Genomic DNA, 12,858 nt, shown 5'->3' with positions numbered 1-12,858 from the left:
GACCCCTCCGGCCACGACGACCGAAGCGGCTACCCGCTCACCTGAGCGCCGTCGCGGAACGCGGAACTAGGACTTCTTCGGGCCGGTCTTCTTCGGCGTCGGGGTGGTGCTCGGCCTTCCGCCGATGGGCGCCGGGAGGGGCAGCGTCGAGAGGCTCGGGGTGGGAGTCGGTGACGCGGACGTCGGCTCTGGCGTCGGGGTCCCGGACGGGGCCGGACTCGTGGGAGACACGGGCGAACTACTTACCGTCGCCGTCGCCGTCGCCGTCGGCGAGGGCGAGGCGTGCGTGGCCGCGGCCGACGGAGACCCGGGCCCGGGCCGCGGTGTGGTCCGCGCACTGCCGACGGGCGAGGACCCGTCGCCCAGCGGCCCCGCGTGGCCGGCCGACGGCGATGGACGGCTCGTCGGCGTGCCGTGCCGCACCAGCCGGCTGTTGTCGCCGACGTTCGAGGCGCCCTGGTCGGAGCCGGTGGGCCAGACCAGGATGGCGCCGATGACCGCCGCGGCGCAGGCCGCCAGCGTGAGCGTCTCGGTGAGCAGGGCGTTGCGCCGGCGGGGCTTGCGCCGGTGGCGGGCCGGTGCCGGGGCGCCCGGCCGGTCGGCCTTCGGGCGCGGACCGGTGCCGGCGTCGGCTGGACCGAACACTCCCTCGAAGGAGAGGGGCAGGCCGTCGGCGTAGGACAGCGGCACGCCGATGAACGTCCGCTCGGCCGCGACGCAGGCGGCGACCACCGCGTCCCGCAACGACGCGGACGGCTCGGCCGCCCGCCGGCTCACGAGCGCGTGCAGGCGGCCCTTCGCGAGGGCCGTCAGCAGCTCGTCGTCCGCGGCGGAGCCGGCTTCGAGCACGGCGACGACGGCCTGTTCGAGTCGGCGACGCGCCATGCGGACCAGCAGCTCGGCGGTGTCGAGGGCCACTCCGGTGAGCCGCGCGAACTCCTCCACCTCGAGCGCGTCGGTCAGTGCGAGGGCCTCCCGCTGCTCGGGCCGCAGCCGGGCCAGGGCGCGCTCCAGCGGCGCCGCCCCGGGGTCGACCGGGACGGAGCGCTCCAGGGCGCCGCGGCGCAGCACCTCGGCGCGGGCGAGCGCGTACAGCCAGATCGGCAGCGCGTCATCGCCGGCCGGGGCCCCGGCCGGGTAACGGGCGGCGGTGACGAAGGCGTCGCGTACGGCGTCGGCGGCCTCGTCACCGACCATGCGGTGGCAGTAGGCGTGGATCCGCGGCCCGTGCTCGTCGTAGAGCAGGCCGAAGACCTCCGGCTCGCCGGCGCGCAGCGCCTCCGTCAGGGACACCTTCGACTCCGTTCCAGCACGCGGACCTGTCACTACAAGTAAAAGGCAAACTACCAGCGTGCCAAAAATCGGCGCCAGAGGCTTTTGCTTCCGGCGATCAGGCGGCGGGGTCGAGGGGGCGGAGCTCGTCGGCGTAGCTGACCGAGACGCGGCGCATCACGCCGCCGTCGTCGATGGAGTACTGCCCCATGCGCCAGAGCGGGGGTGAGTACGCGTGGATGGACACGCTGCGGTCCGCCACCCCGACCAGGCGGTGGATGTGCTCGGGCCCGAAGCAGAACGACGTCGCCGCCTCGACCGCCACCTCGACGTGCTCGCCGCCGATCCGGGGGTTGCACTCCATGAGGGTGCCGTCGACGACCGCGACCGCGCCGGAGGAGATGTCGTGGTCGTGCCAGCCCGTGTCGCTCTCCGGAGTCCAGCACAGCAGCCACACGTCGACGTACTCGTCGCGGTGCAGCGACACGTAGTGGCGGTGGCCGTCGGGGAAGTCGACCAGCTCCTGCCACGTCTCGGGGTGAGCGGCCAGGTCGTCGACCAGTCGGCGCAGTTCGTGCCGGTCGAGGCTTCGTTCGGGGAGGGACTCGATGGTCAACGGAGTTCAGTCCTTTCCGGTGAGCAGTCGGTGCGGGTTGGCGGTGCGGATGGCGTGCTCGGCGGCGTCGCCGAAGCCGAAGTCGCGGGGGACACGGGCGTACGGGCGGTCGGAGCCGCTCACGATCGTGTCGATGCCGATCGCCCGGACGGTGGCGTCGACGGCGCGCGGTCCGTACGAGGACGTCTCCACGTAGGCGTTCGAGTCGACCTGGCCGCGTCCGCCGCCGCGGGCGGCCAGCCGCTCGCCGTGCAGAGGAGCGAGCCCGGCGAGCAGGGCGAAGCAGACGCGCAGGTCGGGATGGCGCGGCCGGCCGAAGGCGCGGAAGGCGTACCAGGCGGCGTGCATCTGGTGGACGTACGGGACGAGCGCGGGCCACCATGCCGGGCCGTCCGCGGCGGGCGCGGGCCCGGGGTGGACGAACAGCGGCAGCCGGCGTTCCTCCAGGAGCGCGAGGAGGGGCGCGCAGCGCTCGTAGCCCGCCGGGTCGAGCAGCGCGGTCGCGGGCAGCTGCAGGCCGACGAACCCCTGGTCGAGGAGCCGGGCGAGGGCGTCCACGTCGATCTCGGCCAGGCCGGCGGCGGCCCAGGCGCGGAACGGCTCGGGCAGCGCCAGCGCGTCCGCGTGGTAGGCGTCGAGGAGGGGAGCGGCCTGGTCGGGCGGCAGCGATTCGACGCCGAGCGGAGCGGAGAGCGAGATCAGCACGAGGCCGAAACCGTCCTCGGCGGCTTCGTCGGCGCGGCGCCGGGGGTCGTGGTCGGCCGGGTCGACGTCGTACGGGGCCTCGCCCGCGAGATGGAGCGTCCAGCCGTCGAGCCGGGGAGCCGCCGTACGCCGCCGGAGGGCGTCGAGGAAGGCCGGACCCCAGAGGTGCTGGTGCACGTCGATCCGCACGGATGTGCTCCTTACTCGCAGGTCAGCCTCCTGAACCGGTTCACTGAACCGTATCAGTGTAGCGGTTCAGTGGACCGTTTCACATACGTCCCCGCCACCTCAACGACATCTGCCGCTTTTGGCAACGAAAGGTACTTTTCGGATTATTGATGCGGTTCAGTAGGGAAAGACCTCCGTTCGTCGCTCGTTCGGAGGTGCCATGAGCCGACTGACCATCGACCAGATCTACGAGCACGTCCAGGGGGTCTGCTTCAAGACCGGCCCGCCCGGGCTGGTCGGCGCCGAGACCGAATGGTTCGTCATCGACCGGAACGCCCCGTCCCGGCCCGCTGTACTGCCGCGCGTCCAGGCGGTGATGGAGGCGGCCGGCCCGCCGCCCGCCGGAAGCCGCATCACGTACGAACCCGGCGGCCAGCTCGAGCTCAGCTCGCCCCCGCGTCCGGGCCCTGCCGCGGCGTGCGTCGCCGTCGCCCGCGACATCGCGCACGTCACCGCGCACCTGGCCAAAGAGGACCTGATCCTCGACGGGCGCGGCGCCGACTCCCGGCCGTCGGTGTTCCAGGCGACCGAAGGCCGCTACCGGTGCATGCGCGAGTACTTCGGCGAATACGGCCTGCGGATGATGTGCGGCACCGCCTCGCTCCAGGTCTGCCTCGACATCGGCGCCGACGCCGAGGACGCCGCCCGGCGCTGGCGGCTCGCGCACGCGCTCGGACCGGTGCTGGTCGCGGCCTTCGCCAACTCGCCCGGCCCGTCGGCCCGGTCTCGCCGGCAGATCGTCTGGGAGAGGCTCGACCCAGGGCGTACGGCGGCAGTGGGCGGTGACGACCCCGTCGAGGCCTGGGTCCGGTACGCCCTCGACGCGCAGGTCATGCTCATCCGCGACGGCTGGGTGGCGGCTCCGGGGATGACCTTCCGGGAGTGGATGGCGACGGGCCGGCCCGACCTCGGCGACCTGGCGTACCACCTGTCGACGCTGTTCCCGCCCGTCCGGCCGCAGGGCTGGCTCGAGCTGCGGATGATCGACGCGCTGCCGGAGCCGTACTGGCCGGTGCCCATCGCCGTGGCCGCCGCGCTGCTCGACGATCCGGTCGCGGCCGACCTCGCGACCGAGGCCGCCGCCCCCGCGCGGGACCGCTGGCGCCAGGCCGCGCGCGACGCCCTCACCGACCCGGTGCTGGCCCGCGCCGCGCGCCGCTGCTTCGCCGCCGCCCTGGACGCCCTGCCCAGGCTGGGCGCGGAGGCGCTCGTCCCCATCGTCGACGCCTACGCCGGCCGGTTCGTCGAACGCGGCCGCTGCCCGGCCGACGACCCACCGACGGGCGAGGAGCGCGGTCGCCGCGGAGCGGGTGAGCGGGCCGAGCGGCCCGCCGACACCGCCGTACGCCCGGCGGTCCCCCCGAAACCCGATGCATGCAGGACCGTGCCGGGCACGCGCGCCGAGCCGCCCGCCACGGCCACCGAGGAGGAAGCCACGTGGACCTGAAGGAACGGATCGCGACGGAGCTGATCGCCGCGCGCGACCGGAGCGTCGGCCTCACCCTGGAGGCGCTCGAGGAACCGGACCTGATGGCGCAGGTCTCGCCGCTGATGTCACCGCTGGTCTGGGACCTGGCGCACATCGGCAACTACGAGGAGCTCTGGCTGCTGCGCGCGGCCGCCGGCCAGGAGGCGATGCGCCCGGAGATCGACGATCTGTACAACGCCTTCGAGCACCCCCGCGCCGAACGGCCGAAGCTTCCGCTGCTCACCCCGGCCGAGAGCCGCGCGTACATCGACACCGTACGGTCCAAGGTGCTCGACTCCCTGGAGAAGGTGCCGCTGACCGGACCGCTCGCGGCGGGCGGCTTCGTCTACAACATGGTCATCCAGCACGAGCACCAGCACGACGAGACGATGCTCGCCACCCACCAGCTCCGGGCGAACGGTCCCACGCTGCTCGGCCGGTCGCCGGAGGAGCCTCCCGCCGGCGCCCCGGCCCTGGCCGGGCACGAGGCGCTGGTCGACGCGGGCCCGTTCGTCATGGGCACCTCCGACGACCCGTGGGCGTACGACAACGAGCGCGGCGCCCACACGGTCGACCTGCCCGCCTTCTTCATCGACGTCACGCCGGTGTCGAACGCCGCGTACCTGGCGTTCATGGAGGACGGCGGGTACGACGACCCGCGCTGGTGGCAGCCGGCCGGCTGGGACTGGCGGACGGGGTCCGGCAAGCGCGCGCCCGCGTTCTGGAGACGCGAGGACGGCCGGTGGCTGCGGCGGCGGTTCGGCCGGACCGAACCGGTGCCGCTCGACGAGCCGGTGCAGCACGTCTGCTGGTACGAGGCGGACGCCTACGCCCGCTGGGCGGGCAAGCGGCTGCCCACCGAGGCCGAGTGGGAGAAGGCCGCGAGCTGGGACCCGGAGACGGGCCGCAAACGCCGCCTGCCCTGGGGCGACACGGGGCAGCACGCCAACCTCGGGCAGCGGATGATGCGGCCCGCGCCGGTCGGCTCCCACCCCGAGGGCGCGTCGGCGTACGGCGTGCGGCAGTTGCTCGGCGACGTGTGGGAGTGGACGTCGAGCGGTTTCCACGGCTATCCGGGGTTCCGCGCCTTTCCGTACAAGGAGTACTCCGAGGTGTTCTTCGGCGGCGACTACAAAGTGCTGCGCGGCGGCTCCTGGGCGACGCATCCGCTGGCCTGCCGGACGACCTTCCGCAACTGGGACCACCCGATCCGCCGGCAGATCTTCGCCGGGTTCCGCTGTGCGAGGGACGCCGCCTGATGTGCCGTCACCTCGCCTACCTCGGCGCACCGCGCACCCTGCACGAACTGCTGTACGCCCCGGAGCACTCCCTGGAGCGGCAGTCGTACGCGCCGCACATGAACGCCAACTGCGTCGTCAACGCCGACGGGTTCGGCGCGGGCTGGTACGACCCGTCCCGTGCCCGGCCCGTCCGGTACCGCCGGTCCCAGCCGATCTGGACGGACCTGTCCTTCGCCGACATCGCCGAGGTCGTCCGTAGCCGCTGCGCGGTCGCCGCGGTCCGCTCCGCGACGCCGGGCTTCCCGGTCGACGAGTCGTGCGCCCAGCCGTTCACGGACGCCGAGCGGCTGTTCAGCCACAACGGCGCGGTCGAGGGCTTCCCGGGCGTCGAGGCGAAGCTGCGGGAGCTCGCCGGCGACCTCGCGCCGATCCCGGACGCCCGCGCCCCCGTCGACTCGGCGCTGCTGTTCGCGCTGGCCGCCGGCCGGTGGCGGGCCGGTCACGATCTCGCGGACGGGCTCGCGTACGCTGTCGAGGCCACTGCCGCGCTCGCCCCCGGCCGGTACAACCTCCTCGCGGCCGACGGGCGCTCGCTGGCCGCGACCCGGTGGGGCGACACGCTGTACGTGCGCCGGGGCGAGGACGTCGTCATCGCCTCCGAGCCGTACGACGAGTCGGCCGAGTGGGAAGAGGTCCCCGATCGCTCACTGGTGATGGTCGACCACGATCGGGTACGGGTGAGCCCACTGTGACGGACCCCAGCGGGCCGACGACGGACAAGAGAACATCGGGAGGCATCGTGGATCGGTATCTGACCCCGGACGATCTCGGTAAGGCGCTGCGCCGGGACGTCGCCGACGGCCTGAGCACGCGGCCGAAGACGCTGCCCGCCAAGTGGTTCTACGACGAGCGCGGCAGCGAGCTGTTCGAGGAGATCACCCGGCTGGAGGAGTACTACCCGACCCGCCGCGAACGCGCGATCCTCGCCGAGCGGGCGGGCGAGATCGCCGAGGCGACCGGCGCGGTCACCCTCATGGAGCTGGGCGCGGGCTCGGGGGAGAAGACCCGGATGCTGCTCGACGCGCTGAGCGGCACCCTGCGCACGTACGTGCCGGTCGACGTCAGCGGCGACTTCCTCGGCCGCGCGGCCGGGCAGATCGCCGAGGACCACCCGGGCCTGACGGTGCGGCCCGTCGTCGCCGACTACGAGCGGCACCTGGCCCTGCTGCCCGGCGGGGAGCGCCGCCTCGTGGCGTTCCTCGGCGGCACGATCGGCAACATGGGCCCGGCCGAGCGGGTGTCGTTCCTCAGCGCGGTGGGCGCCACGATGAGCGAGGACGACGCGCTCCTGCTCGGCGCCGACCTCGTCAAGGACGAGGACCGGCTCGTCCGCGCGTACGACGACGCCCGTGGCGTCACCGCCGAGTTCAACCGCAACGTCCTCAACGTCATCAACCGCGAGCTCGGCGCCGACTTCGTCCCCGACCGGTTCGAGCACGTCGCCGTCTGGAACCCGAACGACGAGTGGATCGAGATGCGGCTGCGCTCGACGGCAGCGCAGGTCGTGCACATCCCGACCCTCGACCTGAAGGTGGAGTTCGACGAGGGCGAGGAGGTGCGCACGGAGATCTCCGCGAAGTTCCGCCGGGACCGCCTCGACGCGGAGGCGGGTGCGGCGGGCCTGCGCATCGACCGTTGGTGGACCGACCCCGACGGCGACTTCTCCCTCAGCCTGCTCAGGCCCGTCTGATCAGGCCTTGCCGAAAACCGGGGCGTCCGGACAGTAAAGAACGCCGCGGCCAAGGTCCGCGGCGTGGAATTCGGACGAGACTCGAGGAGTCACCATGCGAGCCAGCATGACGCCGACGCACACCGGCACAAACGGGGCGCCGACGCACACCGGCACCAACGGGACGCCGACGCACACCGGCACCAACGGGACGCCGACCAGCGGTGGGGCCACGAACGCGCCGGTCACCACCCGCTCCGGCGGCGGGTCGGGCCACACGTCCAACGGTGGCACGGACATGAGCGCGGTCGGCGACGCCGTGACGGCGGGCTGGCCGAAGGAGTAACGGCCCGCTGAGCCGTCGCCGCCAGCCGAACAGACCGGTCCCCGGTCCCGCCCTCGTGGCGGGACCGGGGACCGGTTTTCGTTATGGCTCGGCTTCGTCCCGGGGCGAGTTCTCCGCAGCCTCATCAGGTCTGCCTGATCCACCGTCGAACCGGCCTTGACGAAGACCGATGCGTCCGAACGGTAATAGTCACTGCGGCCAAAGTCCGCAGCGCACGACACGGCAGAAGATCAAAGGAAGTGACCATGAGTAAGAAGTCCGGCGGTTTCGTTCACGGCAGCGTGGTTCCCAGCGACAAGGCCAAGATCGACTCGACGCCGCACACCCCCGGCTCCGGCCGGTCCGGCGGCAACTCCGAGGCGAACGCGGTGCTGAACGCGGGCATGGCGAACGTCCGCAAGGACATCGGAAAGGCCGCGGACATCATCCGCCACGGCTGACGGCCGTCTGAGCTGTCGCCGCCAGGGAACAGACCGGTCCCCGCTCCCGCCCTCGTGGCGGGACCGGGGACCGGTTCTCTTCTTCTGGGGCCCGGGTTTGTCGGTGGAGATCTGTACTGTTGGGGTCGTGGCGCAGCAACGTAAGCGAGCGACCATCCGCGAAGTGGCGAAGGCGACGGGGCTCTCGCCGGCCGCGGTCTCGTATGCGTTGCGCGGCATTCAGACGTCGGAGGAGACCCAGCAGCGGGTCCGGCAGGCCGCCGCCGAGCTGGGCTACGAGGCGCATCCCATCGCGCGGGCCCTGGCCAGCGGGCGCACCGGCATGGTGGGGCTGCTGTGCGGCTCCCTCGAGGACCTGTGGCAGCAGGCGCTCGCCGTCGGCATCGGCCGGGCGCTGTTCGCCCGCGACCGCTACGCCATCATCCTCGACGCGGCCGGTGACCCCGACCGGGAGGCCATGCTCGCCCGGCAGCTCCGTGACCAGCGCGTCGACGGCCTGATCGTGCAGCCGGTGGACCCGGCCGGCGAGGTGTGGGCCGAGCTGGGGGAGAGCCTGCCGATCGTGTCGATCGGCGACTCGCTGCACGGCGGGCACGCGTACGGCGAGGTGGTGTTCGACAACCGCGCGGGCGTCACGCTCGCGCTGGAGCACCTGCACCAGCTCGGGCACCGGCACGTCGCCGTGCTCACCCCCACGCGTGCCAGCACCCCGGACCGCCCCGCCGACCTGCACGTCAACGCCGAGGCCGAGCGGATCGGCATCGAGGTCGACGTGGTCACCTCGCCGCAGGCGCTCCCCGGCGCCACCGAGGCGGCCCTGGGAGTGCTGACCTCGCCCGGCCCGCCGACCGCGATGTTCTGCTTCTCCGACTCGATCGCCTACGGCGTCTACGCCGCGACCCGCGAGCTCGGTCTCAACGTGCCCGGTGACCTGTCGGTCGCCGGCTTCGACAACCACCCGATGTCCGCGTTGCTCACCCCGCCGCTGACCAGCATGGACTGGGACATCGACGACATCGTGCACTCGGCGGTGCGGGTCATCGTCGGTGCCATCGAGGGCAAGCCGCGCCGCCGCCGCATCGTCTGCGAGCCCAGCCTCCTGCTCCGCGAATCGACCGGTAAATGTTCTCAGTAGGCACCGTAGACGGCGATCCGGGGAAGCAGGTCGGCCGCGGCGCCGATGTCGGCGTCGAGTGGCCGGTCCTCGACCGCGGGGTCCAGCGCGTCGGCGGCCTGGGCGTAGACCTCGCCGAGCCGGCCCAGTGGCGTGCGGCCCTGCATCCGCAGCGCCCGTACCGCCGCGACGAGCTCACAGGCCAACGCGGTGCGGTACGCCGTGACGACGTCGGTGGTGGCGCGCGCCGACTGGGTGGCGAAGCCCGCGTGCTCCTCGACGCCCCGCGACAGCACGGCGCTGCCGAGCGCGGCGGGGGAGGCCAGCCGCCGGATGTCGGCGATGGCCGAGTGCGCGACGTACTCCAGGATCATGATCCCCGAGCCGGGCTCGCCCGGGGCCGCCTGAAACGCCTCCAAGCCGGTGAAGGCGGGCTCCACCAGCGTGCCGAGCCGGGCCGCCGACAGCGCCGCCGTCTGGAAGAGCGCGGCCCGTACGGCGTCGAGCGCCAGCCCGACGGACGCGGTGTGGAAGTTGCCGTTGTGCCAGACCGTGCGGTTCGCGACGTCGACGAGCGGGTTCTCGGCCGCCGCGTTGATCTCCCGGGTGACGACGCCCTCCGCCTGCTCGGCGGCGTCCACCGCGGGCCCGTGCACCTGGGGGAAGGCCCGGTAGCCGTACGGGTCCTGGATGCGGGCCGGGGCGATCTCCTCGGGGAGCAGGCCGCGCACGGCCTCGGCGACCCGGCGCTGCCCGGGGTGCGGGCAGGCCTCGTGCACAGGGGCGGCGAAGGGCTCGGCCGAGCCGCGCACCGCGTGCAGCGACAGCGCGGCCACCGGGATCGAGGCGCGCAGCAGTTCGGTGACGTCCCGGACGGCCAGCGCCGACTCGCCGAAGGTGGCGGCGCTCGAGCTGATGAAGGCCAGCGCGTCCGTGGGGCGCAGCGCGAAGTGCGGGCCGCCCGCGCCGCCCTGCCAGGGGCGCTCGCCGATCAGGCACAGCGCGGTCGCGGCGAGCGCGGTCAGGTCCCCGGTGCCGATCGCGCCGTACGCCGGGATCGGCGGGACCAGCCAGCGATTGATCACCTCGGCGAGCGCGCCGAGCACCTCCGGGTCGACGCCGGAGCCCCCCGCGGCGATCTGGTTGAGGCGCACGACGAGCATCGCGCGGACGATCTCCGAGGCGAGCAGCGGCCCGGCCCCGCCCGCGTGGCTGCGCAGAAGCCGCAGGCCATGGGCGTCGTCGTCCTCGATCGTGACGTTCCGGTTGGCGCCGACGCCCGTCGTACGGCCGTACACCGGCTGCCGCTCGGCGACCTCCCGGGCGACCTCCCAGGCCTGTCGCGCCCGCTCCACCGCTTGTGGCGGAACTGTAACAAAAACGCCGTCACGGGCCACCGCGGCTACAGCCTCGCAGGTCAGGCCGCTACCGTTGACGGCTACGGATGTCGGACTCATCGGTGGAACCTTATGGCAAGTAGATAAATCACACTATCTTGACCTTTTATCCCGGATACCCCCAGGGGCTGAGCCACTCTTGATCAAATTCGATGGCGTAACGAAGCGATACGCCGACGGCACCGTGGCCGTCGACGACCTGACGCTGCAGATCCCCACCGGCCAGATCACCGTGCTCGTCGGGCCCTCCGGCTGCGGCAAGACCACGACACTGCGGATGATAAACCGGCTGATCGAACCCACGAGCGGCACCATCACGATCGACGGCGAGGACGTCCGCGCCCAGGACCCCGCCCGCCTGCGCCGCGGCATCGGCTACGTCATCCAGCACGCCGGCCTGTTCCCGCACCGGACGATCGTCGACAACATCGCCACCGTCCCGTACCTCCTCGGCTGGGACAAGAAGAAGGCCCGGACGACGGCGCTGGAGCTGATGGAGCGGGTCGGCCTCGACACGAAGATGGCCAAGCGCTACCCGTACCAGTTGTCCGGCGGCCAGCAGCAGCGCGTCGGCGTCGCCCGCGCGCTCGCCGCCGACCCGCCCGTCATGCTGATGGACGAGCCGTTCAGCGCCGTCGACCCGATCGTGCGCGCGAGCCTGCAGGACGAGTTCATCCGGCTGCAGTCCGAGCTGCGCAAGACCATCGCGTTCGTCACCCACGACATCGACGAGGCGGTCAAGCTCGGCCACACGGTCGCGGTCTTCAAGGTGGGTGGCGTCCTCGCCCAGCACTCCACGCCCGACGAGCTGCTGGCCGAACCGGCCGACGACTTCGTCAAGGAGTTCCTCGGCGGCGAGAAGGGGCTGAAGCGGTTGCGCTTCAACCGCGACCTCGACCGCCAGGACACCGAGGCGGCGGATCGATGACCCTGGCTGCCACGGACGGCGGCGAGCCGCTGATCCGCTGGGACTGGATCGGCGACCACACCGGGCAGATGGCCGACCTGACCGTGCACCATCTCAAGCTCGCGCTGCTGCCCATCCTGTTCGGGCTCGTCATCGCGATCCCGCTCGGCGTCCTGTGCGCGCGGTGGCGCTGGCTGTACCCGCCGACACTGGGCGTGGCCAACGTCCTGTACGGCCTGCCGTCGCTCGCGCTGTTCATGCTGTTCATCCCGTACTTCGGCGTCGGCAGCGGGGGGCGGGCCGACTTCACCATCATCGTGCCGCTGACGCTGTTCTCCCTGTCCGTCCTCGTGCCGAACGTCGTCGACGGGCTTCGCTCGGTCCCCGACCCGGTGCGCCAGGCGGCCACCGCCATGGGATTCGGCACGCTGCGACGGCTCGTGCAGGTCGAGCTGCCGATCGCGGTGCCCGTCGTCATCGCCGGGGCCCGGGTCGCCACCGTCTCCTCCATCAGCCTGGTCAGCGTCGGCATGCTCATCGGCAACGGCGGGCTCGGGCAGTTGTTCATCGACGGCTACTCCCGCGACTTCACCACCCCGATCATCGCCTCCTCTGTACTGATCATCGTCCTGGCCCTGCTCAGCGACGGAATCCTCGTCGCCGCGCAGCGCCTGCTCACGCCCTGGGCCCGGAGGAGGACCGGATGAACCTGACCGACCAGATCAGGGCCGCCTGGACCTGGCTGACCGCCTCGGCCCACTGGAGCGGCGGCGACGGCATCCCGCACCGCCTGCTCGAGCACCTCGGATACAGCGCGCTGGCCCTGGTGGTCGCCGCGCTCATCGCGCTGCCGCTCGGCGCACTCGTCGGCCACACCGGGCGCGGCGGGTTCGCCGTCGTCACCGTCGCCAACTTCGCGCGGGCCATCCCCACGCTGGGTCTGGTCCTGCTCGTCGTGACGGTGACGTCCATCGGCCTGACCCCGGTGATCATCCCGCTGATCGCGCTGGCCACCCCGCCGATCCTCGTCAACACGTACGAGGGCGTCCGCGGTGTCGACAACGACGTCAAGGACGCCGCTCGGGGAATGGGCATGACCGGTCCGGGCATCCTGCTGAAGGCCGAGCTCCCGGTGGCGATGCCGCTCATCCTCCTCGGCCTGCGCACCGCCGCCATCCAGGTCGTCGCGACCGCCACCATCGCGGCGTACGCGGGCATCGGCGGGCTCGGCCGCTACATCGTCGACGGCCTCGCCCGCAAGGACTACCCCTCGGTCGTCGGCGGCTCCGTGCTCGTCGTCCTGCTCGCGGTCCTCGTCCAGCTCGCCTTCGTCGGCATCCGCCGAGCGGTCGTGTCCCGCGGCCTGCGCAACTGAGACCGTGCTGTTTCAACGGA

13 protein-coding genes and 1 pseudogene are annotated in these 12,858 nt (G+C 72.6%); 10 read left to right on the top strand and 4 right to left on the bottom strand.

What is annotated here, in order from left to right:
- Positions 1-66: 66 nt before the first annotated feature.
- From AB0L00_RS29915 to AB0L00_RS29905, 3 genes are all read right to left on the bottom strand, one after another.
- The gene (locus tag AB0L00_RS29915) at positions 67-1,293 is read right to left on the bottom strand and encodes a hypothetical protein (RefSeq protein WP_364440419.1); all 1,227 of its coding nucleotides are present in this window, start codon (positions 1,291-1,293) and stop codon (positions 67-69) included.
- Positions 1,294-1,390: 97 nt separating this feature from the next.
- Positions 1,391-1,888, bottom strand: coding sequence for a cysteine dioxygenase family protein (locus tag AB0L00_RS29910; RefSeq protein ID WP_364440418.1), 498 nt, complete (start codon positions 1,886-1,888; stop codon positions 1,391-1,393).
- Between the two features lie 6 nt (positions 1,889-1,894).
- The gene (locus AB0L00_RS29905) at positions 1,895-2,782 is read right to left on the bottom strand and encodes an amidohydrolase (RefSeq protein ID WP_364440417.1); all 888 of its coding nucleotides are present in this window, start codon (positions 2,780-2,782) and stop codon (positions 1,895-1,897) included.
- Between the two features lie 199 nt (positions 2,783-2,981).
- Between AB0L00_RS29905 and AB0L00_RS29900 the strand changes: the two genes are divergently transcribed.
- The 7 genes from AB0L00_RS29900 to AB0L00_RS29870 all read left to right on the top strand — a co-directional run bounded on the left by AB0L00_RS29900 (position 2,982) and on the right by AB0L00_RS29870 (position 9,180).
- Positions 2,982-4,268: a glutamate-cysteine ligase family protein gene (locus tag AB0L00_RS29900; protein WP_364440416.1), complete on the top strand. Its 1,287-nt coding sequence runs from the start codon at positions 2,982-2,984 to the stop codon at positions 4,266-4,268.
- On the top strand, positions 4,259-5,548 hold the full coding sequence (gene egtB / locus AB0L00_RS29895) for an ergothioneine biosynthesis protein EgtB (protein WP_364440415.1): 1,290 nt from the start codon (positions 4,259-4,261) through the stop codon (positions 5,546-5,548). Before AB0L00_RS29900 ends, egtB begins: the two co-directional genes overlap by 10 nt.
- Complete coding sequence (gene egtC / locus AB0L00_RS29890; RefSeq protein WP_364440414.1) at positions 5,548-6,282, top strand: ergothioneine biosynthesis protein EgtC; 735 nt, start codon at positions 5,548-5,550, stop codon at positions 6,280-6,282. Before egtB ends, egtC begins: the two co-directional genes overlap by 1 nt.
- 44 nt (positions 6,283-6,326) lie before the next feature.
- On the top strand, positions 6,327-7,280 hold the full coding sequence (gene egtD, locus AB0L00_RS29885; RefSeq protein WP_364440531.1) for an L-histidine N(alpha)-methyltransferase: 954 nt from the start codon (positions 6,327-6,329) through the stop codon (positions 7,278-7,280).
- A 94-nt stretch (positions 7,281-7,374) separates the two neighbouring features.
- Positions 7,375-7,605, top strand: a complete 231-nt coding sequence (locus tag AB0L00_RS29880) for a hypothetical protein (RefSeq protein ID WP_364440413.1) — start codon at positions 7,375-7,377, stop codon at positions 7,603-7,605.
- A gap of 245 nt (positions 7,606-7,850) precedes the next feature.
- Positions 7,851-8,045 carry a hypothetical protein gene (locus AB0L00_RS29875; RefSeq protein ID WP_364440412.1) on the top strand — a complete coding sequence of 65 codons (195 nt, stop codon included), beginning with the start codon at positions 7,851-7,853 and terminating at the stop codon, positions 8,043-8,045.
- Positions 8,046-8,172: 127 nt separating this feature from the next.
- On the top strand, positions 8,173-9,180 hold the full coding sequence (locus AB0L00_RS29870; protein WP_364440411.1) for a LacI family DNA-binding transcriptional regulator: 1,008 nt from the start codon (positions 8,173-8,175) through the stop codon (positions 9,178-9,180).
- On the opposite strand, the gene AB0L00_RS29865 is transcribed toward AB0L00_RS29870, so the two are convergent.
- Complete coding sequence (locus AB0L00_RS29865) at positions 9,174-10,616, bottom strand: aromatic amino acid ammonia-lyase (RefSeq protein ID WP_364440410.1); 1,443 nt, start codon at positions 10,614-10,616, stop codon at positions 9,174-9,176. The genes AB0L00_RS29870 and AB0L00_RS29865 overlap by 7 nt on opposite strands.
- 79 nt (positions 10,617-10,695) lie before the next feature.
- Here AB0L00_RS29865 and AB0L00_RS29860 point away from each other — a divergent pair.
- The 3 genes and pseudogenes from AB0L00_RS29860 to AB0L00_RS29850 all read left to right on the top strand — a co-directional run.
- Positions 10,696-11,439, top strand: a pseudogene (locus AB0L00_RS29860) (ATP-binding cassette domain-containing protein); the annotation flags it as partial.
- Between the two features lie 41 nt (positions 11,440-11,480).
- The gene (locus AB0L00_RS29855; protein ID WP_364440409.1) at positions 11,481-12,170 is read left to right on the top strand and encodes an ABC transporter permease; all 690 of its coding nucleotides are present in this window, start codon (positions 11,481-11,483) and stop codon (positions 12,168-12,170) included.
- A complete protein-coding gene (locus AB0L00_RS29850) occupies positions 12,167-12,838 on the top strand; it encodes an ABC transporter permease (protein ID WP_364440408.1) in 672 nt (223 codons plus the stop codon). The genes AB0L00_RS29855 and AB0L00_RS29850 overlap by 4 nt, the downstream gene beginning before the upstream one ends.
- Positions 12,839-12,858: the final 20 nt, after the last annotated feature.

Origin of the sequence: Actinoallomurus sp. NPDC052308, from assembly GCF_040679195.1 — a bacterium.
In the GTDB taxonomy this organism is placed as follows: Bacteria; Actinomycetota; Actinomycetes; order Streptosporangiales; family Streptosporangiaceae; genus Actinoallomurus; species Actinoallomurus liliacearum.
This window is presented reverse-complemented; position numbering and strand designations above follow the sequence as displayed.

Bases quoted from the DNA above. Each gene is read 5' to 3' on its own strand.
- AB0L00_RS29880 (WP_364440413.1), top strand. From the start codon at position 7,375: ATGCGAGCCAGCATGACGCCGACGCACACCGGCACAAACGGGGCGCCG.
- AB0L00_RS29850 (WP_364440408.1), top strand. From the start codon at position 12,167: ATGAACCTGACCGACCAGATCAGGGCCGCCTGGACCTGGCTGACCGCC.
- egtC (WP_364440414.1), top strand. From the start codon at position 5,548: ATGTGCCGTCACCTCGCCTACCTCGGCGCACCGCGCACCCTGCACGAA.
- AB0L00_RS29900 (WP_364440416.1), top strand. From the start codon at position 2,982: ATGAGCCGACTGACCATCGACCAGATCTACGAGCACGTCCAGGGGGTC.
- AB0L00_RS29855 (WP_364440409.1), top strand. From the start codon at position 11,481: ATGACCCTGGCTGCCACGGACGGCGGCGAGCCGCTGATCCGCTGGGAC.
- AB0L00_RS29875 (WP_364440412.1), top strand. From the start codon at position 7,851: ATGAGTAAGAAGTCCGGCGGTTTCGTTCACGGCAGCGTGGTTCCCAGC.
- AB0L00_RS29865 (WP_364440410.1), bottom strand. From the start codon at position 10,616: ATGAGTCCGACATCCGTAGCCGTCAACGGTAGCGGCCTGACCTGCGAG.